Genomic DNA, 21,485 nt, shown 5'->3' on the forward strand with positions numbered 1-21,485 from the left:
CATCAGGTCGAGTCGCATGTCACTGTGTCCTCGATCGGCAACGATGCAATCAAGGAGAAAACAATGAAGCAGATTCTTATGCTGGCCGCGCTGGTAGTGGCATTGTCGGCATGCAACGGTCCCAAGCCTGCGGCCGATTCCAGTGCTACAGCGCCGGCTCCGGTTGCGCCTGTCGCAGCAGCTGAAGCAGTAGCTGCCAAGGATGATTTCCCGGTCATCGTGCAGGCCTTTGGCAATGAGCCGTTCTGGAGCGTGCGCGCGGATGGCGGCAAGCTCGACTACAGCACCCCGGAAACCCAGGCCAGCCCGTTGCACCTGGAGGGCAGCCGCACGCTGCAGGATGGCTTGCTGGTAGTGCAGGGCGGTGAGGGCAAGGATGCATTCCGGCTGACCGTGCAGCGCGCCGAGTGCTCGGACGGCATGTCCGACCTGAGCCATCCGTTCACCGCTGAGTTCGTGCTCGGCAAGGACACCTTCAAGGGCTGCGCCCGCGACCCGTCGGTTCCGGTGGAAGCACCCTGAGCCGGGCGCTTGATCCAAATCTAAATTTTGTGGGAGCGGCGTGAGCCCCGAAACCAAGAAAACAAGAACCGCCAGAAAGGTCTGCGATTGCAGCCAACTCTGGCGGTTTTTTTGTAACAGCTTCGCGGCTCACACCGCTCCCACAAATCCCTGTGCTGGCTTTCAGCCCAATGCTTCCAACCGGAACCCATCCGCATCCACACGCAACACCGAACCCTGCTCGTACCAGTCCCCCAGCACGATGCGGGTGAAGCTGTGCTCGCCGCTGTTCACTGTATGGATCGCCGGGCGATGGGTGTGGCCGTGGATCATCGTGTCCACGCCATAGCGCTGGAAGGTGGCAACCACCTCGGCCGGCGCCACGTCAGTGACGGTTTCAAACGTCGCCTTGTCGTCCTGCTTCATTTCAGATTGATGCGCCTGGCTGGCGGCACGGGCCTTCTGCGCGAAGGCGACGCGTGCTTGCAGCGACTGCGACAAGAACTGGGCGATGAAGGCCGGGTTTCGGGTCTGTGCGCGGAAGGCTTGATAGGCAACGTCATCGGTGCACAGCAGGTCGCCGTGCTGCAGCAGCACCGGCTTGCCGTAAAGCTGGATCACCGAGGGGTCCGGCAGGATCTGCATGCCGGCGCGGGCGGCATAGTCGTTGCCGAGCAGGAAGTCGCGGTTGCCGCGGATGAAGTACACCGGCACACCGGCATCGCTGACTGCACGCAGCGCCAGCGCAACCGCGTCGGCGGCGCTGGAGGGCGTGTCATCGCCGATCCAGGCTTCAAACAGGTCGCCAAGGATGTACAGCGCCTCGGCCTGCCGCGCTTCGCCGCGCAGGAAGTCGAGGAACAGTTCAGTGATGGCTGGACGGCTGGGGTCCAGGTGCAGGTCGGAGATGAACAGCGTTGTCATGCCCGCATTGTAGAGCCTGATCAGCCTGCGAGCAGCGGTAGCAACTGCAGCGAGCCTGCGCCCAGCAGCACACCGATGGCGGTGGCAGCCAGTACATCGCTGGGGTAATGCAGGCCCAGCACCACCCGCGACAGCGCCACGCCGATGGTGAAGGGCAGCAACAGCGGGGCGAGCCAGGGATAGTAGGCCAGCGCCACTACGGTGAAGGACACCGCATGCAGGGTGTGGCCGGACGGGAAGCTGTACTCATCCAGTGGCGCGACCCAGGCGCGGATGCGAAGGTCGGCGGCAAATGGGCGCGGGCGCCGGGTCCAGCGCTTGAGCAGCTTGTACAGGGTCAGTGCCAGCACGCCGGTGGCGGCCATATGCGCGGAGGCCTGCAGGCCGTCCAGGCCATCGGCCAGCACCAGCGCGCCCATCAACATGTACCAGAACACGCCATCACCGAGCCGGCTCAGCACCGAGAACAGGCGGCGGATGCCGCGGCGGCGGCCGTAGCGGTTTGCGCGGCGGCACCAGCGTGCCTCGCGTGCGGCGATGCCTTCAGGCGGCAGCAATCGCATGACAGCGTCTCCGGGAGGCCAGTTCGCTGAGCAGTGCTTCGAATTCGGCGACCACGTGTTCCGGGTGCAGGCGCTGCATCGCACGGCTGGCATTGGCGCCGAGGGTGCTGCGCATTTCGTCATCATTGGCCAGTTGCACGGCGGCGGCGATGAAGTTCTCATCGTTGTCGACCGCAACGCCACTGTGTCCACTCTGCAGGTGTTCGCGGGCCGCACCGTAGTTGAAGGCCACCGTCGCCACGCCGCTGGCCATGGCTTCCAGGGTGACGTTGCCGAAGGTCTCGCTGCGGCTGGCGAACAGGAACAGATCGCCGCTGGCGAAATGCCGTGCCAATGCCTCGCCGCGTTGCACACCGCAGAAGATGAAGTCCGGGTTCTGCTCGGCCAGCTTTTCGCGCAGGGGGCCATCGCCGACCCAGACAAAGCGTGCCTTCGGCCGCTGCTGCTGGATGCGACGGAATGCCTTGATTGCCAGCCCCAGGTTCTTTTCTGCGGCGATGCGGCCAACATAGATCACTGCGAAACCTTCGCCTTCGATACCCCAGTCGGCACGCAGGGCGGCATCGCGTTTGTTTGGGTCGAACTGACTGCCATCTACCGCGCGCGCGAGCAGCCGCGCGCGGGAGAATCCATTGTCCAGAAGAAACTGTTGCAACTCGCGGGTGGGGACCAAGGTGGCTTCTGCCTGATTGTGAAAGCGCCGCATCCAGCGCAGTGCGGTGCCCTGCAACCAGGCAGCGCCATAGTCGGGCAGGTATTCATCAAAACGCGTGTGCAGGCCCGAGGCGACCGGGATGCCCAGGCGTCGCGCGCTGCGCATTGCCGACCATCCCAGCGGGCCTTCCGTGGCCACGTAGATCGCATCCGGGCGTTGTTGTTGCCATTGCCTGGCAAGCCGCAAGGGTGCCGGCAGGCCGAAGCGCAGGCCGGGATAGCGGGGCAGGCCGGCACCGCGCACCAGCATTTCATGGGCAGCGCCCGCGGTGTCCTGTTGCTGGCGTGGGCGCACCACATCGACGTCGTGGCCACGGTTGCGCAGGCCGTGTTCCAGTCCCTGCACGGTCAAGGCAACGCCATTGACCTCCGGCGGATAGGTCTCGGTGACGATCGCAAAGCGCATGGCTGGCTCCCGGTTTTTGGCGAGGATGCGCGCCGGGAATGAAGCGACTGTTACTGTGATCTGACTGCTTTGTGACGGCCCTGAAAGACGAAAACCACGACCTGAAAAGGGCCGTGGTTTTCGTCTGTCCAGCGTGGGCGCGAGCGCCCGTGTCGGTGTGGCGGGCGCCGCTCAGGCCACAAACGGCCTGAAGCTGAAACCCAACCCGGTCATGCCTTCAGCTTCGCCGACCAGATCCGCGCGCAGCAGCGGGCGGGCGTCGATGTAGTCCTTGGACAGGATCAGCGACAGGGCATTGCCGTCTACGGACAGCTCCAAGGTCGGGATCGGGTCGGACTCGTGGGCGCGGTGTAGTAGTACCGCCAGCCGCAGTATTGCCGCCGTGCGTTTGGCCGGCAGCAACAGACGCTCGGGCAGGGCCTCGAAGGCACTCTTGGGAATGCCGCGGCGATGGGTGCGGATCAGTGCGGCCAGCATCTGCTGCTCCTGCCGCGAGAAGCCGGCGATGTCCGAGTGCTCGATCACGTAGCTGCCGTGGGTGTGGTACCCGCTGTGCGCGATCATCAAACCGAGCTCGTGCAGGCGTGCGGCCCAGCCCAGCATGCGGGCATCGTCGACATCCAGCTTCCAGGCGTCGGATACCTGTTCGAACAGTCGCTGCGCGGTGGCTTCGACGCGCTGGGCCTGGGCTTCGTCGATGGCGTAGCGCTGGGTCAGTGCGGCCACCGACTCGTCGCGCGGATCGTTGTCGTTGGCGCGGCCCATGATGTCGTAGAGGATGCCTTCGCGCATCGCCGCCTTGCTGACCAGCAGCTTCTGCAGGCCCAAGGCCTGGAAGGCGGCCTCCAGCACCAGTACGCCACCGGCGATGATCGGTCGGCGCTCGCTGGACAGCGTCGGCAGCTCGATCTCGTTGATGTTCTTGGCGCGCAGCAGTTCTTCGCGCAGTTGCGGCAGCGCTTCAGCGGTGATCGCGCCCTTGCTCAGCTTCATCGCCGCGCAGATCTCGCTGATCGCCTTGTGCGTGCCGGACGAGCCCAGTGCTTCCTGCCAGCCCAATGCCTTGTACTTGTTGGCGAAGGGCTGGAACTCGGCACCGATCTCGGTGAGTGCGTCCTTCCAGCGCTTCTTGCTCAGCTTGCCGCCGGGGAAGAAACGCCTGGTGCTGGCGATGCAGCCGGCCTGCAGGCTTTCGCGTTCCAGCGTCTGCATGCCCTGGCCGATGATGAACTCGGTGGAGCCGCCGCCGATGTCGATCACCAGCCGGTGCTGGTTGGGCTTGGGTGGCTGTGCATGGGCAACGCCGAGGTAGATCAGGCGCGCTTCTTCGCGGCCGCTGACCACTTCGATGGCGTGGCCGAGCGCGGTTTCGGCCGGCATCAGGAACGACAGCGGCGAGCGCAGCTGGCGCACGGTATTGGTGGCCAGGGCGCGCACGCGGTAGGGCGGAATGTTGCGGATGCGCTGGCCGAAACGGGCCAGGCATTCCAGCGCGCGCTGGCGGGCTTCGGGCGACAGGCCGCCCTTGCCATCCAGGCCATCGGCCATGCGCACGGTTTCGCGCAGACGGTCCACCACCCGCAGCTGCCCAAGCAGGTAGCGCGCGATGACCATGTGGAAACTGTTGGAGCCCAGATCGATGGCGGCCAGCAGGTCGCCGTCCTGCAGGGGCGGTGGGGTCAGAGAGGACTGGGGCATGGCGGAATGGTAGCCGAAGCCCGGGGGTCGGCGTCACCTTGCCCCGGCAATCTTCGCTCCTACAGACCCTCCATCAATGCCTGTTGCGCTGAATGCGGAGGCTGGCCGGGCGCGGGCTCGCACTTGATGTAGCGGCCGTCCTCCTGCAGGTCCCAGGCATTGAGATTGTCGTCCAGGTAGTTCTGCAGCACCTCGCGGTAGATGCGCCGGGACAGATCGGTATCCAGGATCGGGAAGCAGGTTTCCACACGGCGCAGCAGGTTGCGCTCCAGCCAGTCGGCGCTGGCGCAGTACAGCTCGGGTGCGCCATTGTTGCCGAACCAGTAGACGCGGCTGTGCTCGAGGAAGCGCCCAACAATCGAACGCACGCGGATGTTGTCCGACACGCCTTCCACGCCGGGGCGCAGGGTGCAGGCGCCGCGTACGATCAGGTCAATCTGCACGCCAGCCTGCGAGGCCGCGTACAGGGCGCGGATCACCTGCGCCTCGTTGAGGGCGTTCATCTTGGCGATGATGCGTGCCGGCTTGCCCTCCAATGCCAGCTTGGTCTCGCGCTCGATGCGCTTGATCAGGCCAGCGTGCAGGGTGAACGGCGATTGCAGCAGGCACTTGAGCTTCATCTTCGGCGCCAGCCCGGAGAGCTGCTGGAACAGCAGGTGCACATCGTTGCCGATGTCCGGATCGGCAGTGATCAGGCTCAGGTCGGTATACGCGCGGGCGGTGCCGCTGTGGTAGTTGCCGGTGCCCAGGTGCACGTAGCGGCGCAGCTTGCGGCCTTCGCGGCGCACGATCAGCAGCATCTTGGCGTGGGTCTTGTAGCCGACTACGCCGTAGACGACCTGCACGCCGGCATCCTGCAGGCGATCAGCCAAGCCGAGGTTGGCTTCTTCATCGAAGCGCGCGCGCAGTTCGACCACGACGGTGACGTCCTTGCCGTTGCGCGCGGCCAGGATCAGCGCTTCAACAATCCCCGAGTCCTTACCGGTGCGGTACAGCGTCTGCTTGATCGCCAGTACGTTGGGATCGACCGCCGCTTCGCGGATCAGCTCCAGCACGGTGCTGAAGGAATCAAACGGATGGTGCAGCAGCACGTCGCCCTGCGCGGCGGTCTCGAAGATACCCTCGGGTGACTTGAACACGCGCGGGGTCATCGGCGGGTACTTCAGGTCCGCGCGCTGCAGCAGGTCATACACCTGGATGACGCGATTGAGGTTGACCGGGCCATCGATGCGGTAGGCCGCGTTTTCGGACAGGCCGAAATTCTGCAGCAGGGTCTGCATGATGGGCTTGGGGCAGTCGTGGGCGATCTCCAGCCGCACCGCCGGGCGATAGCCGCGGTCTACCAGTTCATCGCGCAACGCCAACGCCAGGTTTTCCACTTCTTCCTCGTCCACCACCAGCTCGGAATTGCGGGTGACGCGGAACTGGTAGGCGCCCTGCACATCCATGCCGGGGAACAGCTCATCGACGAAGGCCGACAACACCGCCGACAGCAGCACGAAGTTCTGTGGGCCGCCCAGCGATTCGGGCAGCTGGATGATGCGCGGCAGCGAACGCGGTGCACGTACCAATGCCAGGTGGCCGGCGCGGCCGAAGGCGTCGGTGCCCTTCAGCACGACGACGATGTTCAGCGACTTGTTGAGGATCTTCGGGAACGGGTGCGACGGGTCCAGGCCGAGTGGCGACAGCACCGGCATGATCTCGTTGCGGAAGTAGGCACGCAGCCAGCGGCGTTGGCGCGGGGTCCAGGTCTTGTTGGCGAGGATGCCGACACCGGCCTCGCCCAGCGCAGGACGCAGTACCTGGTTCCAGCAGCGGTACTGCTGGTCCACCAGTTCGGCGGCGCGGTCATGGATGGCGTTGAGGATGGCCTGCGGGCTCATGCCATCCGGTGCCGGCGGCAGGCCGAATTCCTGCGCATGGCGTACCGCGGCGGCGCGGATCTCGAAGAACTCATCCAGGTTGGTGCAGGAAATGCACAGGAAGCGCAGCCGCTCCAGCAACGGCACCTGCTCATCCATCGCCTGGGCCAGCACGCGGAAATTGAAATCCAGCTGTGACAGTTCCCGGTTGATATACAGCGACGGATCACGCAGCGGATCGTTGCCGGTAGCGGGCGCGGCGGGGGGCGGAGGAGGAGTCATGCCGGAAAGTCTTCCATGGACAAAGGCGAGGGGGATGCATTGCGCGGGCGTACATGCTCGGCGTCGAAGTGGCAGGCAAAAGTGCTGCCCTGGCCGACTTCGCTGCGGATTTCCAGGCGTGCCTGGTGCAGGCCAAGAATGTGTTTGACGATGGACAGGCCCAGCCCGGTGCCGCCGCTTTCGCGCGAACGGCTGCTGGAAACACGGTAGAAGCGCTCGGTCAGGCGCGGCAGGTGATTGGCCGGGATGCCATAGCCGGTGTCGGTGACCGCCAGTACCGCGCCATTGCCTTCACGACTGAAGGTCAGGGTGATGCGGCCGCCAGCCGGCGTATAGCGCACGGCATTGGTCAGCAGGTTGGAGAAGGCGCTGTGCAGTTCCTTGTTGGAACCTGCCAGATCCACCCCGGCCTGGTCCTCGACGACGATGGTGTGGCGGCCCTGGCTGTGTGCCTCGGCTTCGCGTCGCAGCGAGGCCAGCATCGAGGTCATGCCCACCGTTTCCAGCTCGGTATGTTGCTGTGATTCCAGTCGCGACAGGGTCAGCAGGTCTTCGACCAGCTGCGCCATGCGCTGCGATTGCTTGCGCATTTCCGACAGCATCGGCCCGGTATCGGGGAAATCCTCCGGGTCCATCATGTCCAGATAGCCGTGCACCACGGTCAGCGGCGTGCGCAGCTCGTGCGAGACATTGGCGACGAAGTCGCGGCGCACCTGTTCCAGATGCAGCAGCTTGGTCACGTCGCGCGCGACCAGCAGCCAATGGTGATCCGAGTACGGGATCAAACGCATATGCAGGCGGATGGCCGGATCGACCGGCGAGTTCGCATCCAGGATCGGTTCGGCATTGCGGCCACCGGCCAGCCAATGGGCCAGCGGCAGCGGCTGCAGGCGGGGTACCAGCGCAGCTTCCATGTCGGCCGGATGCTGCAGGCCGAGCAGGGCGGTGGCGGCTTCGTTGAACCACTGCACGCGCTGCGTATTGCGGTCGACCACCACCACCGCGTCGGGCAGCGCGGCGGCGGCGGCACGGTAGCTGCGCAGCATCTCGACCAGGCGGCGCTTGCGTGCGCGCATCTCCTGCTGGTTGCGTGACAGCAGGCGGTCGAGTACGTTCCAGACGCCAACACCTTGCGGCGTGTCCCAGCGCTGGCGTGCGGTCAGCCGCAGCAGCAACTGGCGCAGGCGCCAGTAGTGCCAGGTCAGGATCGCCAGTGCAGTGATCGCTACGGTCAGGGCGGGATGACCCAGTAGTGCGCCCAGCCCCCATGCCAGCAACAGCAACGCGGCCACGGTGGCCAGCGTCTTCAACCAGGCAGATCGGAATTGGCGGGGCATTGCGCTCTCGGTGGTACTGGGTGGATCCGTGGGGTCATCCCGGGTTATAGCATCGCCTGCGGCGGCGTGGCCGCCGCCGTTCAGGTAGCGGCGGAGAAGCGATAGCCGGCACCGCGCACGGTCTGCACCATGTTCTCGGCGCCAAAGGGTTCCAGTGTCTTGCGCAGGCGGCGGATATGCACGTCGATGGTGCGTTCTTCCACATACACGCTGCCGCCCCAGACATGGTCGAGCAGCTGCGAGCGGGTGTAGACGCGCTCCGGGTGGGTCATGAAGAAATGCAGCAGGCGATACTCGGTGGGGCCGATCGGCACCGGAACATCGCCGGCAAAGACGCGGTGGGCGGCGCCATCAATGCGGATGTTGCCAACGCCGACGCTGCCGTCTTCGTCATCGTCGCGGGTGCGACGCATCACCGCACGGATGCGTGCCAGCAGTTCGCGCGCCGAGAACGGCTTGACCACGTAGTCGTCGACGCCGGCTTCCAGGCCGCCGACGCGATCATTTTCCTCACCGCGAGCGGTGAGCATGATGATCGGCACGTCGCGGGTAAGCACTTCCTTGCGCCAGCGGCGGGCAAGCTCCAGCCCGCTGGTACCCGGCAGCATCCAATCCAGCAGGATCATGTCCGGTACCCGGTCGGCAATGGCGGTCTGTGCTTCGAGTGCGTCGCCGGCGTGGACCGGGTCGTACTCGCCCTTGCGCAGGGCGAAGGCGACCATGTCACGGATCGCGGGTTCGTCGTCGACAATCAGGATACGTTTCTGCACGTGGCGCCTACCGGAATGCCCATCAAGAAGGGATGTGCTCAGTAGACTACGGTTTGATGACGGGTTTGTGACATGGAAGGACGCTAAACCCGGCAAATGTCGCGAGCAGGTTCACTTTCGTGACATTTCCGGGTCGTGCACGCCGAGTCGGCGCATTTCCAATACGGTCGGCATGATCGACTCGATGCGGGCATCCACCCGTGCGCGGCTCACATAGTCCAACCCGGGCTGCTTGAGCAGGGCCTGGAACTGGATCAGCGCCTGCTCCGGCCGCCCGTTCAAGTACGCGGCTTCGGCGTAGGCCTCGCTGGCGCGGGTGCTGTCGCCGGCCAGTTCACTGGCGCGGGCGAAGGTGGCCTGGAACACTGGATCGTCGCTGGATCGGGCCAGAAGCGGCCGCAGCATGGTCTGCGCGCGCTGGCCGGCGGCGACGCCGCCCTGCTCATTGAGTACCTGCGCATAGGTCAAGGCCACCGGGCGACTCTGTGGCAGGCGCTTGAGCAGGGCGTCGAAGCGCTTGTTGGCGTCTTCGTGGCGGCCGCTGCGCGATTCGGCCTCGCCCACGGCCAGGTTGACCCACAGGTTGTCCGGGTGTTCCTGCAGCAGTTGCTGCAGTTCGGGCAGGGCCTGGGCAACGCCGCCGGCGCCGCCGTCACGCAGCCGGGCGATGGCCACGCCGTAGCGTTGCGCATCGGTGAGGCCGTTCTTCTGGCTGCGCTTTAGGCCTTCGTATTCGCGTACCAGTTCTGACGGGGTAGGCGCGCTGAGCACGCGCAGGCGTTCGCGGGCCCAGTCGAACAGGCCGGTGGCGCCGCGTGGCAGGCTGTTGTCGGGCAGGGACAGCTGCAGGCCGGCCGGTAGCAGCGGGTTGCCGCCGCTCAGCGGGCTGCTGCTGGTATCCGGTACTGACGGGTTGACCCGCTCCTGCAGGACCCCAGTCGGGGTCTTGGTGGTCAGCAGGACGGTGTCCTTCTTCATCTGCTCGGCGCGGGCCTTGGCCTCGCTGATGCGGGTGATGTTGACCGGGTGGGTACGCAGGAAGTCCGGCGTGGAATAGCCGCCTTCGTTGCCGCGCATCGCCGCCGACATGCGTTCGAAGAAGCCGGCCATCGCGTCCACGTCATAGCCGCTGCGGGACAGGGTGCGGATGCCAAGGCGGTCGGCCTCGGATTCGTTGGAACGGGTGAAGTTGATCTGCCGCTGCTGCATCAGCCCCATGCCGGAGGTGATCGCGGCCATGGTCGCATCGCCAGAGGAGTTGCCGCCGGCCTGCTGGGCGGCGATTACCGCCGCCAGCATGCCGAGCAGGATCGGGATCTGGTCGCGCTGGGCGCGCTCCACCCCGCGCAGCACATGCTGCTGGGTGACGTGTGCGATTTCATGCGACAGCACCGCGGCCACCTCGTCCTCGCGTTCAGCAGTCAGGACCAGGCCGGCGTTCATGCCGATGTAGCCGCCCAATGTGGCAAACGCATTGATCTGGCGGTCCTTCATCATGAAGAACGTGTACTTCTGCTGCGGTTGGGCACTGTTGGAGCCGAGCCGGGTGCCCATGGTCGTGAGCCAGTCGGCCACCAGCGGGTCGTCCAGCAGGTAGCCGTAGTTGCGCAGCTCGCGCAGCATCATGCCGCCGTACTCCGCCTGCCGTGCCGGGGTCAGCAGCTCGCCGGCCGACGAGCCAATGTCAGGCAGTTTGCTTTCATCGGCATGGGACAGCGGGGTGGCCAGGGCCAGGGTTATGGCGGTGGCAAGCAGCAGGTTGCGCAAGCGGTGACTCCGGGTAGTGGCAGGGCGGAGGATGACGGGGAAGCGGGGCGCGGGTGTGAAGCACAGGTTAACCCGCTGTGTTCTGCCGGTGGCATCGATAATCCGCGCGACCGGTACCATATATAGACAATGTTTCCATCCAGGAGTTTCGTTGTGACAACCTCATCCAGCACCGGTGCACCGGAGATCACCATTTACTCCACCGCCGTCTGCCCGTACTGCGTAGCGGCCAAGAATTTCCTGAAGAGCAAGAACCAGTCCTGGACCGAGGTCCGGATCGACCTGGACCCGGCCGCGCGCGAAAAGATGATGGCGCTGGCCAAGCGCACCAGCGTGCCGCAGATCTTCGTCGGCGACGTTCATGTGGGCGGCTACGACGACATGATCGCGCTGCACCGCGAAGGCAAGCTGGAGCCGCTGCTGGCCGGGCAGGGCGCATGAGCGCGGACAACGAAAAGGACCGTCTGGCCGAATTCACCGAATTCCGCCAGCGCATGAACCAGCGCATCCTGGCCGAGCCCAACCAGGTGGTGCGGCGCTTCTTCGCGCTCGATACCCAGACCTACCAGGCCGGTGCGCTGGATGTGAAGACCAAGGAGCTGCTGGGCCTGGTGGCCTCGATGGTGCTGCGCTGCGATGACTGCATCAGCTACCACGTGGCCCAGTGCAAGGAGGCCGGGGTCAGCCGCGAGGAGTTCTTCGAGACCTTCTCGGTCGGCCTGGTGGTGGGGGGTTCCATCGTTATCCCGCACCTGCGGCGGGCGGTGGATTTCCTCGACCAGCTGGAGAGCGGGGCGGCTGCGGCGCCGGCCGGGCACGAGCACAGCTGAACCCCAGACCTTCGTCCAGTTGGGGCTGGCGCGGCTGATCAGGCATAATTGACAGTTGAAACCTTTTCAATCGCGCCGGGTTCCGGGCAGCCGGATGGCGCATTCCTCCTCCCTGTTCGGAATACCTAGAAATGACGCAGACAATCACCGTCATCCGCGGCGATGGCATCGGCCCGGAAATCATGGACGCCACCCTGTTCGTGCTGGACAAGCTGGGCGCTGGCCTGAACTATGAGTTTGCCGACGCCGGCCTGGCCGCGCTGGAAAAGCATGGTGAGCTGATCCCGGCTTCCACCCTGGAGTCGATCAAGAAGAACAAGGTCGCCCTGAAGAGTCCGCTGACCACGCCGGTCGGTGGCGGTTTCAGCTCGATCAACGTTGCCCTGCGTCGCCAGTTCGACCTGTACGCCAACGTGCGCCCGGCCATCTCGTTCCCGAACACCAAGTCGCGCTACGAGAACATCAACATGATCACGGTGCGTGAGAACACCGAAGGCGCCTATCTGGCCGAAGGCCAGGAAGTGTCGGCCGACGGCGAGACCGCGTTCTCCGGCACCCGCATCACCCGCAAGGGCTCCGAGCGCATCGTGCGTTACGCCTTCGAGCTGGCCAAGAGCACCGGCCGCAAGAAGGTCACTGCCGTGCACAAGGCCAACATCATCAAGTCGACCTCGGGCCTGTTCCTGGACGTGGCGCGCGAAGTCGCCGCCAAGTACCCGGAAATCGAGTTCCAGGAAATGATCGTCGACAACGCCTGCATGCAGCTGGTGATGCGTCCGGAGCAGTTCGACATCATCGTCACCACCAACCTGTTCGGCGACATCATCTCCGACCTGTGTGCTGGTCTGGTCGGCGGCCTGGGCCTGGCCCCGGGTGCCAACATCGGCGTTGATGCGGCCATCTTCGAAGCCGTGCACGGCACCGCACCGGACATCGCCGGTCAGGGCAAGGCCAACCCGGTCGCGCTGCTGCTGGGCGCTGCACAGATGCTGGACCATGTCGGCCAGCCGGAAAACGCCGAGCGCCTGCGCAAGGCCATCGTTGCCACGATGGAAGCCAAGGATTCGCTGACCGGCGACCTGGGCGGCACCGGCTCCACCATGGGCTTCGCCCAGGCCATCGCCAGCCGCCTCTGAGTGCAGTTGCGGTAGGTGCAGGTACAGAAACGGAGCGCGAAAGCGCTCCGTTTTTTGTTTTCGTAGTGCCGAGCCATGCTCGGCATGGGGCCTTATCGGTAATGCCATTGCCGAGCATGGCTCGGCACTACAAAGCTAAAGGGCGCCCAATGGGCGCCCTTCGCAAACAACCTGCAGCAACCTCAGTTGCGCGACTGCAGCTTCGACAGCAAACGCAGGAACTCGATGTACAGCCACACCAGGGTGACCATCAGCCCGAACGCGCCGTACCACTCCATGTACTTCGGTGCGCCGGCTTCCACGCCGCTTTCGATGAAGTCGAAATCCAGTACCAGGTTCAACGCCGCGATCACCACCACGAACAGGCTGAAACCGATGCCGATCAGGCCTGAGCCGTGGATGTAGGGGATGTTGATGTTGAACAAGCCCAGCACGATGGTGGCCAGGTATACCAGGGCGATGCCGCCGGTGGCCGCAACCACGCCCAGTTTGAAGTTTTCGGTGGCCTTGATCAGGCCGCTGCGGTAGGCGAACAGCAGGGCGAACAGCGTGCCGAAGGTCAGCAGTACCGCCTGGAACACGATGCCGTTGAAGCGCACTTCGTAGACGGCCGAGATCGAGCCAAGGAACAGGCCTTCAGCCAGTGCATACAGCGGCGCGCTGACCGGTGCCCAGGTCTTCTTGAAGATGGTCACCAGCGACAGGATGAAGCCAACGATCAGGCCGCCCCACATGTAGAGCTTGGCCGCCGGCAGCAGTTCGCCGCTGTCGCTGATGGTGCCGTTCCATGCGAACGCAGCAGTCAATGCAGCCAGCACCAGCAGGATGGCGGTCTTGTTGACGGTGCCATTGATGGTCATTGCATCGGCGCCGCGTGACACCACGCTGCCGCTGCCAAGGTCGAGGAAGGTGGTATCGGAAAGGGCAGGGTTGCCGCTGCGCATGCAATGCTCCGTTGCTATGAAGTGGGCGGGAATTGCATGCAAGCATACCCAATTCAAATTAAATGAAATTTACCGTTGACAGACAGGCGCGTTCTTCCCACAATAGCCGACCTTTCCGGGGCATTGGAAGGATTCACCGCCGGGGTATAGCGCAGTCTGGTAGCGCGCCTGCTTTGGGAGCAGGATGTCGGGGGTTCGAATCCCTCTACCCCGACCATCCAACGCACCAAGCGCGTGTTGGAGTGCGACAATCCGGTCAGAGCGCCCGTAGCTCAACTGGATAGAGCACCGGCCTTCTAAGCCGGCGGTTACAGGTTCGATTCCTGTCGGGCGCGCCATCAGGCGCAAGCGGTAGGTAGCAAGGTTTCAGTGGTGGCTGTAGCTCAGTTGGTTAGAGTACCGGATTGTGATTCCGGTGGTCGGGGGTTCGAATCCCCTCAGCCACCCCACTGTTTCAAGGCTTCGGAGTAGAATCCGGGCTTGCAATAAAAACCAGGTTGCGGCATTATTCGCCTCCTGATTTTCAGGGCTGTTAGCTCAGTTGGTAGAGCAGTTGACTCTTAATCAATAGGTCCAAGGTTCGAATCCTTGACAGCCCACCAAATCAAGAAGCCGCTGGAGAAATCTGGCGGCTTTTTTCTTAGCCGGGGCGGCATGCCGTCCGGTCGTTGTTGAGGCGCTCATTATTGGAGCGATGCGCGGGCGAAGCGGCTTCCGCTTTGCTGGCGCTCCTGCAACAATGCTGCGCTGAGTCAGTATTGCGAAAGTGGCGGAATTGGTAGACGCCCTGGATTTAGGTTCCAGTGCCGCAAGGCGTGGGGGTTCGAGTCCCCCCTTTCGCACCAGTCAGTGGTGTTCTCTGCCCGCTGCGGGCCTTTTCAGACAACCTGTATGGGTCTGCCCGCTGGCGGCCACGGGCGATATCGGCCAAACTAAAGGGCTGCGGTGCATAACCGCGCCCTACAACCGTTTCATCCATCACATCGAACCGGCGCGGTTGCCGCCGGTGGCAGGAGTCAACATGCAAGCTTCGATCGAATCCACCGGCAATCTGGAACGCCGCCTGAGCTTCTCGCTGCCGGAAGAGCGTCTGCAGGGGCATATCAGCGGCCGTCTGGGCGAAATCGCGCGCACCGCGCGCATCAAGGGTTTCCGTCCGGGCAAGGTGCCGGCCAAGGTGATCGAACAGCGTTTTGGCCCGCAGGTGCGCGCCGAGGCGCTGGATGGCCTGCTGCGCGAGACCTTTGACGCAGCCCTGCGCCAGCATGAGCTGCGCATTGCCGGTAACCCGCGCATCGACAAGGCCGGCGAAGGCGAGTTCGACTTCGTTGCCACCGTTGAGCTGATCCCGGATTTCGGCGACGTCGACGTCACCAAGCTGACCGTCGTGCGCCACACCGCCGAAATCAGCGATGCCGACATCGACCAGATGATCGAGAACCTGCGTGCCCAGCGCCGCACCTGGAAGCCGGTTGCACGCGGCGCCCAGGAAGGCGATCTGGTTGGCCTGGAAACCTGGTCGCAGGCTGGCGACGAGCGTCTGCCGGCTGAGGGTGTCGAGAAGGGCACCATCATCATCGGCCAGGGCATGATGTTCGAGCAGATCGAAAAGGGCCTGATCGGCCTGGCCAAGGGTGAAGAAAAGACCCTGGACGTCGAGTTCCCGGCTGACTGGCGCGTGCCGGCACTGGCGGGCAAGACCGTGCAGGTCACCGTCAAGGCTGTTGAAGTGTCCGAGCAGGACATGCCGGAAGTCGATACCGCCTTCATCAAGAGCTTCGGCGTGAAGAACGGCGACGTGGAGCAGTTCCGCGCCGACATCCGTTCCAACCTGGAGCGCGAGCTGAAGGGCGCGCTGATGAACCGCCTGCGCCGTGAAGTGGGTGAGCAGCTGATCGCCGCCTATTCCTCGGTCGAGCTGCCGCCGCGCCTGGTCGAGGGTGAAGCCCGCTCGATGCTGGCCCAGCAGATCGATGCCATCCGTCGCCAGGGCGGCAACCCGGGCGAAGTGCCGGCCGATGCCCACGAAGGCTTCAAGGACGCCGCTTCCAAGCGCGTGCTGGTCGGCCTGCTGGTCGGTGAAGTGGCCCGCAAGAACGAGCTGCGCCTGGACCCGAAGCGCCTGAACGAAACCATGCGCCTGATCGCTTCGACCTACGAAGAGCCGGAGCAGGTCATTGAGATGTACCGCAATGATCCCCAGCTTATGTCGGGTCTGCAGAACCGTGTGATGGAAGAGCAGGTCATCGACTGGATCGCCGAGCGTGCCCAGCACACCGAGCAGGCCTTGACGTTCCAGGAAGCCATCCGCCAGTAAGCTGGCGGTGTTTCATCCCCGCGCTGCGGCGCGGGGAGTTCCCTCCCAAAATAGGTGCCTCACGTAATGGACAACCGAACCAAAGCTCTGAACATGGTTCCGATGGTGGTCGAACAGACCAGCCGCGGCGAGCGCGCCTACGATATCTATTCGCGCCTGCTCAAAGAGCGCCTGATTTTCCTGGTCGGTCCGATCGACGACCACATGGCGAATGTTGTGGTCGCGCAGCTGCTGTTCCTTGAGTCGGAAAACCCGGAAAAGGAAATCAGCATCTACATCAACTCGCCGGGCGGCGTGGTCACGGCTGGCATGGCGATCTACGACACCATGCAGTACATCAAGCCGGACGTGAGCACCACCTGCATCGGCCAGGCCGCCTCGATGGGCGCGCTGCTGCTGGCTGCTGGTGCGCCGGGCAAGCGTTTCGCGCTGCCGAACTCGCGCGTGATGATCCACCAGCCGCTTGGCGGCTACCAGGGCCAAGCCACGGACATCGACATCCACGCCCGTGAGATCCTGACCCTGCGTTCGCGCCTGAATGAAGTGCTGGCCAAACACACCGGCCAGGACCTGGAGACCATCGCCCGCGACACCGAGCGTGACAACTTCAAGAGCGCGGCCGAAGCTGCGGCTTACGGCCTGGTGGACCAGGTGCTGGAGCGCCGTCCGGAAGAGAGCATCCAGGCGTCCTGATGCGTTGAACGGCCAGAAAATCGGCCTGATTTTGCAGGGTCGGAACCGGACTGGTGTCCCTCCGGCCCTGTGCTATTCTCGAAATTGAACCCCCTGTTCAGAGGGGGAAGCAACTGGGTAAGCGAAGCATGAGCGAAGACCGGCAAGGTCGTACCGGGGACAGCAGCGGCAAGATTCTGTACTGCTCGTTCTGCGGCAAGAGTCAGCACGAAGTTCGTAAGCTGATCGCAGGCCCGAGCGTGTTCATCTGTGATGAATGCGTGGAGCTGTGCAACGACATCATCCGTGAGGAACTTGAGGAAAAGGCGCAGTCGGCGCGCAGTTCGCTGCCCAAGCCGCGCGAGATCCTCGAGGTGCTCGACCAGTACGTGATTGGCCAGAATCGCGCCAAGCGCACGCTGGCGGTGGCGGTGTACAACCACTACAAGCGCATCGAGAGCCGTTCCAAGAGCGACGACGTTGAGCTGTCCAAGTCCAACATCCTGCTGGTCGGCCCGACCGGTTCGGGCAAGACGCTGCTGGCCGAAACGCTGGCGCGCCTGCTCAACGTGCCGTTCACCATGGCCGATGCGACCACCCTGACCGAAGCCGGTTACGTGGGCGAGGATGTGGAAAACATCATCCAGAAGCTGCTGCAGAAGTGCGACTACGATGTCGAGAAGGCGCAGCAGGGCATCGTCTACATCGATGAAATCGACAAGATCTCGCGCAAGAGCGAGAACCCGTCGATCACCCGCGATGTGTCCGGCGAAGGCGTACAGCAGGCCCTGCTGAAGCTGATCGAAGGCACCGTGGCCAGCGTTCCGCCGCAGGGTGGCCGCAAGCACCCGCAGCAGGAGTTCCTGCAGGTCGACACCAAAAACATCCTGTTCATCTGCGGCGGCGCGTTCGCCGGCCTGGACAAGGTGATCCAGGCCCGTTCCACCGATACCAGCAGCATTGGTTTCGGTGCCAAGGTGAAGAGTGCCGAGCGCAAGCAGGAAGTGGGCAAGGTGCTGGCTGAAGTCGAGCCGGAAGACCTGATCAAGTTCGGCCTGATCCCGGAATTCGTTGGTCGCCTGCCGGTGGTCGCGACCCTGGAAGAGCTGGACGAAGCCGCCCTGATCCAGATCCTGACCGAGCCCAAGAACGCCATCACCAAGCAGTTCAAGAAGCTGTTCGAGATGGAGAACGTGGAGCTGGAGTTCCGCCCCGATGCGCTGTCGGCCATCGCCAAGAAGGCGCTCAAGCGCAAGACCGGCGCCCGTGGCCTGCGCACCATCGTCGAGTCGGTGTTGCTGGACACCATGTACGAGCTGCCCTCGCAGGAAAACGTCAGCAAGGTGGTCGTGGACGAATCGGTCATCGAGAACAAATCCGAGCCCTACATCGTCTACCAGACGCCGCCGGAACCGGTCAAAACCGCCTCTGGCGAGTGAACCCGGGCGAACTGAGGTGAATAGGCGGTTGCGCCGCTCACGTTCAGCTTTCGACAGCTCTTGCAACACCTCGCCGATGGCCCCATAACGGGGCCATCGGCTTTTTTATTTAGCCTCCACCGAATCTCGGAGCCCCCATGGCCCAGTCCCAACTCGAAGTCCTCGACCTGCCGGTCCTGCCGCTGCGCGACGTGGTGGTGTTCCCGCACATGGTCATCCCCCTGTTTGTGGGCCGCGACAAGTCCATGCAGGCGCTGGAGCGCGCGATGGAGGCCGACAAGCGCATCCTGCTGCTTGCGCAGAAGTCGGCTGAAACCGACGACCCGGCGGCTGCTGACCTGTACACGGTCGGCACCCTGGCACAGGTGCTGCAATTGTTGAAACTGCCCGACGGCACCATCAAGGTGCTGGTTGAAGGCCTGTCGCGCGTTGCCGTGGACAAGGTCTATGAGCAGGATGGCTCGCTGCAGGGCCATGGCATGGAAATCGAATCCGACGAATCGCGCGAGCCGCGCGAAATCGAGGCGATTGCCCGTTCGCTGATGTCGCTGTTCGAGCAGTACGTCAAGACCAACCGCAAGCTGCCGCCGGAGCTGTTGCAGACCCTGGCTGGCATCGAAGAACCAACGCGTCTGGCCGATACCATTGCCGCCCACATCGGCGTGCGCTTGGCCGACAAGCAGAAGCTGCTGGAAACCCTGCAGGTTGGCGACCGCCTGGAAATGCTGGTCGGCCTGGTCGACGGCGAGATCGACGTGCAGCAGCTGGAGAAGCGCATCCGCGGTCGCGTCAAATCGCAGATGGAGAAGAGCCAGCGCGAGTACTACCTCAACGAGCAGATGAAGGCCATCCAGAAAGAACTGGGTGACCTGGATGAAGCGCCGGGTGAGATGGAAGAGCTGGCGCGCAAGATCGCCGAAGCCGGCATGCCCAAGTCGGTTGAAACCAAGGCCAAGAACGAGCTCAACAAGCTCAAGCAGATGTCGCCGATGTCGGCCGAAGCCGCGGTGGTGCGCAATTATCTGGAATGGCTGCTGGGCGTGCCGTGGAAGAAGCGCACCAAGGTCCGTAAGGACCTGAAGGTCGCGCAGGACACGTTGGATGCCGACCATTACGGCCTGGACAAGGTCAAGGATCGCATCCTTGAATACCTTGCAGTGCAGGCGCGAGTGAAGCAGATGAAGGGTCCGATCCTGTGCCTGGTCGGTCCGCCGGGCGTGGGCAAGACCTCGCTGGGTCAGTCCATCGCCAAGGCGACCAATCGCAAGTTCGTGCGCATGAGCCTGGGTGGCGTGCGCGACGAGGCCGAGATCCGTGGCCATCGCCGTACCTATGTTGGTTCGATGCCGGGCCGCATCGTGCAGAACCTCAACAAGGTCGGCAGCAAGAACCCGCTGTTCGTGCTGGATGAAATCGACAAGATGTCGATGGATTTCCGCGGCGATCCGTCCTCGGCGCTGCTTGAAGTGCTGGACCCGGAACAGAACAACGCCTTCAACGATCACTACCTCGAGGTCGACCTGGACCTGAGCGAAGTGATGTTCGTGGCGACCTCCAACTCGCTGAACATTCCGGGCCCATTGCTGGACCGTATGGAAGTGATCCGCATCCCGGGTTACACCGAGGATGAGAAGCTCAACATTGCCATGCGTTACCTGCTCAGCAAGCAGCTCAAGGCCAATGGCCTGAAGGCTGAAGAACTGGCAATCGAAGAGGATGCCATCCGCGGCATCGTGCGTTATTACACGCGCGAATCCGGCGTGCGTAACCTCGAGCGCGAGATCGCCAAGATCTGCCGCAAGGTGGTGAAGGAAATCGCCCTGGCCGGCCCGCAGCCGGTGAAGAAGGCTGCCGCCAAGAAGTCGGCCAAGAAGCCGAAGGCCTTGGTGGTTGTGGATGCGAAGAACCTGGACAAGTACCTGGGCGTGCAGCGTTTCGACTTCGGCCGTGCCGAGGAAGAAAACGAGATCGGCCTGGTCACCGGCCTCGCCTGGACCGAAGTCGGCGGCGAGCTGTTGCAGGTTGAGTCGACGCTGATCCCGGGCAAGGGTGCGGTGACGCTCACCGGCCAGCTTGGCAACGTGATGAAGGAATCGGCCACGGCCGCCTTGTCGGTGGTGCGTGCACGTGCCGAAGCACTCGGCATCGACGTGGATTTCCTGCAGAAACACGATGTCCACCTGCACGTGCCCGATGGCGCGACGCCGAAGGATGGTCCGAGCGCCGGCATCGCGATGGTGACTTCGCTGGTGTCCACGCTGACCAAGGTGCCGGTCAAGGCCGAAGTGGCGATGACCGGTGAGATCACCCTGCGTGGTCGCGTCACTGCGATCGGTGGCCTGAAGGAGAAGCTGCTGGCCGCGCTGCGCGGCGGCATCCGCACCGTGGTGATTCCCGAAGAGAACCGCAAGGATCTGGTGGACATCCCGGCCAATGTCACCCGCGACCTGACGATCGTGCCGGTGAAGTGGATCGACGAAGTGCTGGATATCGCCTTGGCAACGCCGCTGAGGCCGAAGAAAGCAGGCAAAAGTGCGCAGCGTGTCGCAGTTCGCGGCAAGGCGAAGGCAGCTCCCACGGCCCGCGTCAAGCACTGAAATGTGAACGTAAAACCCCTCAAAACCCGCGTCATTAAAGGCTTTTCAGCTTGCGTGGGTAGGGGGGCGCTGGTATAAAAGTGCGACTCACGCGGCAGTGGTTTTTTGTCGGCGTGTTTGCAGGTTCTTCGGCAGTCGCGCGTCTTGGGGACGTACGGGTGCCACTCAATAATTCCGCGGATTACCGCAAAGGGAGTTTTACAGAATGAACAAGACCGAATTGATCGATGGCGTTGCCGGTGCTGCTGACCTGACCAAGGCTGAAGCTGGCCGTGCGGTTGATGCCGTCATCGCCGAGATCACCAAGGCCCTGAAGAAGGGTGATGCCGTGACTCTGGTGGGCTTCGGTACGTTCCAGGTTCGTGAGCGCGCTGCGCGCACCGGCCGTAACCCGAAGACCGGCGAAGAGATCAAAATCGCTGCTGCAAAAAATCCTGCCTTCAAGGCTGGTAAAGCTCTGAAAGACGCTGTAAACTAAGCGGCTCAGCTGGGGTGCTTAGCTCAGCGGTAGAGCGTCTCCCTTACACGGAGAGGGTCGGGGGTTCGAAACCCTCAGCACCCACCAAGTTAAGCATTGCAGTACAGTTTGAAAGTGTGGAGCGGTAGTTCAGTTGGTTAGAATGCTGGCCTGTCACGCCGGAGGTCGCGGGTTCGAGTCCCGTCCGCTCCGCCAGATGTCTCAAAGCCCTCGGCGCAAGCCGGGGCTTTTTTTTTGCCCCGCTATTG

18 protein-coding genes and 7 tRNA genes are annotated in these 21,485 nt (G+C 63.6%); 16 read left to right on the plus strand and 9 right to left on the minus strand.

The genetic code is table 11. The annotated features are described in order from the left end of the window. Positions 1-63: 63 nt before the first annotated feature. Positions 64-522, plus strand: a complete 459-nt coding sequence (locus tag ACVOMF_RS01405) for a COG3650 family protein (RefSeq protein ID WP_481507702.1) — start codon at positions 64-66, stop codon at positions 520-522. 162 nt (positions 523-684) lie between these two features. Here ACVOMF_RS01405 and lpxH read toward each other — a convergent pair whose 3' ends face one another. The 8 genes from lpxH to ACVOMF_RS01445 all read right to left on the minus strand — a co-directional run bounded on the left by lpxH (position 685) and on the right by ACVOMF_RS01445 (position 10,824). Then, a complete protein-coding gene (lpxH, locus tag ACVOMF_RS01410; protein ID WP_481507703.1) occupies positions 685-1,425 on the minus strand; it encodes a UDP-2,3-diacylglucosamine diphosphatase in 741 nt (246 codons plus the stop codon). A gap of 20 nt (positions 1,426-1,445) precedes the next feature. Then, complete coding sequence (locus tag ACVOMF_RS01415; RefSeq protein ID WP_481507704.1) at positions 1,446-1,988, minus strand: phosphatase PAP2 family protein; 543 nt, start codon at positions 1,986-1,988, stop codon at positions 1,446-1,448. Beyond that, on the minus strand, positions 1,969-3,108 hold the full coding sequence (locus ACVOMF_RS01420) for a glycosyltransferase family 4 protein (protein ID WP_481507705.1): 1,140 nt from the start codon (positions 3,106-3,108) through the stop codon (positions 1,969-1,971). The genes ACVOMF_RS01415 and ACVOMF_RS01420 overlap by 20 nt, the downstream gene beginning before the upstream one ends. Positions 3,109-3,279: 171 nt before the next feature. After that, the gene (gene ppx / locus ACVOMF_RS01425) at positions 3,280-4,806 is read right to left on the minus strand and encodes an exopolyphosphatase (protein ID WP_481507706.1); all 1,527 of its coding nucleotides are present in this window, start codon (positions 4,804-4,806) and stop codon (positions 3,280-3,282) included. A gap of 59 nt (positions 4,807-4,865) precedes the next feature. After that, the gene (ppk1, locus tag ACVOMF_RS01430; RefSeq protein ID WP_481507707.1) at positions 4,866-6,950 is read right to left on the minus strand and encodes a polyphosphate kinase 1; all 2,085 of its coding nucleotides are present in this window, start codon (positions 6,948-6,950) and stop codon (positions 4,866-4,868) included. After that, on the minus strand, positions 6,947-8,287 hold the full coding sequence (gene phoR, locus ACVOMF_RS01435) for a phosphate regulon sensor histidine kinase PhoR (RefSeq protein WP_481507708.1): 1,341 nt from the start codon (positions 8,285-8,287) through the stop codon (positions 6,947-6,949). The genes ppk1 and phoR overlap by 4 nt, the downstream gene beginning before the upstream one ends. 80 nt (positions 8,288-8,367) lie before the next feature. Next, the gene (gene phoB, locus ACVOMF_RS01440; RefSeq protein ID WP_282269705.1) at positions 8,368-9,057 is read right to left on the minus strand and encodes a phosphate regulon transcriptional regulator PhoB; all 690 of its coding nucleotides are present in this window, start codon (positions 9,055-9,057) and stop codon (positions 8,368-8,370) included. 111 nt (positions 9,058-9,168) lie between these two features. Continuing rightward, on the minus strand, positions 9,169-10,824 hold the full coding sequence (locus ACVOMF_RS01445) for a M48 family metalloprotease (protein WP_481507709.1): 1,656 nt from the start codon (positions 10,822-10,824) through the stop codon (positions 9,169-9,171). Between the two features lie 153 nt (positions 10,825-10,977). On the opposite strand from ACVOMF_RS01445, the gene grxC reads away from it, so the two are divergent. From grxC to ACVOMF_RS01460, 3 genes are all read left to right on the plus strand, one after another. Further along, positions 10,978-11,265 carry a glutaredoxin 3 gene (gene grxC, locus ACVOMF_RS01450; RefSeq protein WP_481507710.1) on the plus strand — a complete coding sequence of 96 codons (288 nt, stop codon included), beginning with the start codon at positions 10,978-10,980 and terminating at the stop codon, positions 11,263-11,265. After that, positions 11,262-11,654, plus strand: a complete 393-nt coding sequence (locus ACVOMF_RS01455) for a carboxymuconolactone decarboxylase family protein (protein ID WP_481507711.1) — start codon at positions 11,262-11,264, stop codon at positions 11,652-11,654. The genes grxC and ACVOMF_RS01455 overlap by 4 nt, the downstream gene beginning before the upstream one ends. 131 nt (positions 11,655-11,785) lie before the next feature. Next, positions 11,786-12,790: an isocitrate dehydrogenase gene (locus ACVOMF_RS01460; RefSeq protein WP_481507712.1), complete on the plus strand. Its 1,005-nt coding sequence runs from the start codon at positions 11,786-11,788 to the stop codon at positions 12,788-12,790. A 182-nt stretch (positions 12,791-12,972) separates the two neighbouring features. Here ACVOMF_RS01460 and ACVOMF_RS01465 read toward each other — a convergent pair whose 3' ends face one another. Beyond that, positions 12,973-13,734, minus strand: coding sequence for a Bax inhibitor-1/YccA family protein (locus ACVOMF_RS01465; protein ID WP_481507713.1), 762 nt, complete (start codon positions 13,732-13,734; stop codon positions 12,973-12,975). Positions 13,735-13,874: 140 nt separating this feature from the next. Here ACVOMF_RS01465 and ACVOMF_RS01470 point away from each other — a divergent pair. The 12 genes from ACVOMF_RS01470 to ACVOMF_RS01525 all read left to right on the plus strand — a co-directional run bounded on the left by ACVOMF_RS01470 (position 13,875) and on the right by ACVOMF_RS01525 (position 21,432). Continuing rightward, positions 13,875-13,951, plus strand: a tRNA-Pro gene (locus tag ACVOMF_RS01470). A gap of 44 nt (positions 13,952-13,995) precedes the next feature. Then, positions 13,996-14,072, plus strand: a tRNA-Arg gene (locus ACVOMF_RS01475). Positions 14,073-14,106: 34 nt separating this feature from the next. Beyond that, positions 14,107-14,183, plus strand: a tRNA-His gene (locus ACVOMF_RS01480). 77 nt (positions 14,184-14,260) lie between these two features. Beyond that, positions 14,261-14,336: transfer RNA gene (locus ACVOMF_RS01485), tRNA-Lys, on the plus strand. 158 nt (positions 14,337-14,494) lie between these two features. Next, positions 14,495-14,579: transfer RNA gene (locus ACVOMF_RS01490), tRNA-Leu, on the plus strand. A gap of 176 nt (positions 14,580-14,755) precedes the next feature. Beyond that, positions 14,756-16,051 (plus strand): trigger factor, encoded by a 1,296-nt coding sequence (gene tig / locus ACVOMF_RS01495; protein WP_481507714.1) that lies wholly within the window; start codon positions 14,756-14,758, stop codon positions 16,049-16,051. A gap of 66 nt (positions 16,052-16,117) precedes the next feature. Beyond that, on the plus strand, positions 16,118-16,744 hold the full coding sequence (gene clpP, locus ACVOMF_RS01500) for an ATP-dependent Clp endopeptidase proteolytic subunit ClpP (RefSeq protein ID WP_057629317.1): 627 nt from the start codon (positions 16,118-16,120) through the stop codon (positions 16,742-16,744). Positions 16,745-16,872: 128 nt separating this feature from the next. Further along, a complete protein-coding gene (gene clpX, locus ACVOMF_RS01505) occupies positions 16,873-18,162 on the plus strand; it encodes an ATP-dependent Clp protease ATP-binding subunit ClpX (RefSeq protein WP_313173802.1) in 1,290 nt (429 codons plus the stop codon). Positions 18,163-18,299: 137 nt separating this feature from the next. Then, entirely contained in the window at positions 18,300-20,759 is a 2,460-nt protein-coding gene (gene lon / locus ACVOMF_RS01510) for an endopeptidase La (RefSeq protein WP_481507715.1), read from the plus strand. 205 nt (positions 20,760-20,964) lie between these two features. Next, a complete protein-coding gene (locus ACVOMF_RS01515) occupies positions 20,965-21,237 on the plus strand; it encodes an HU family DNA-binding protein (RefSeq protein WP_282270927.1) in 273 nt (90 codons plus the stop codon). Positions 21,238-21,249: 12 nt separating this feature from the next. Then, a tRNA-Val gene (locus tag ACVOMF_RS01520) sits at positions 21,250-21,324 on the plus strand. A gap of 31 nt (positions 21,325-21,355) precedes the next feature. Next, positions 21,356-21,432: transfer RNA gene (locus ACVOMF_RS01525), tRNA-Asp, on the plus strand. Positions 21,433-21,485 lie beyond the last annotated feature (53 nt).

Source organism: Stenotrophomonas sp. STEN022 (assembly GCF_056760155.1).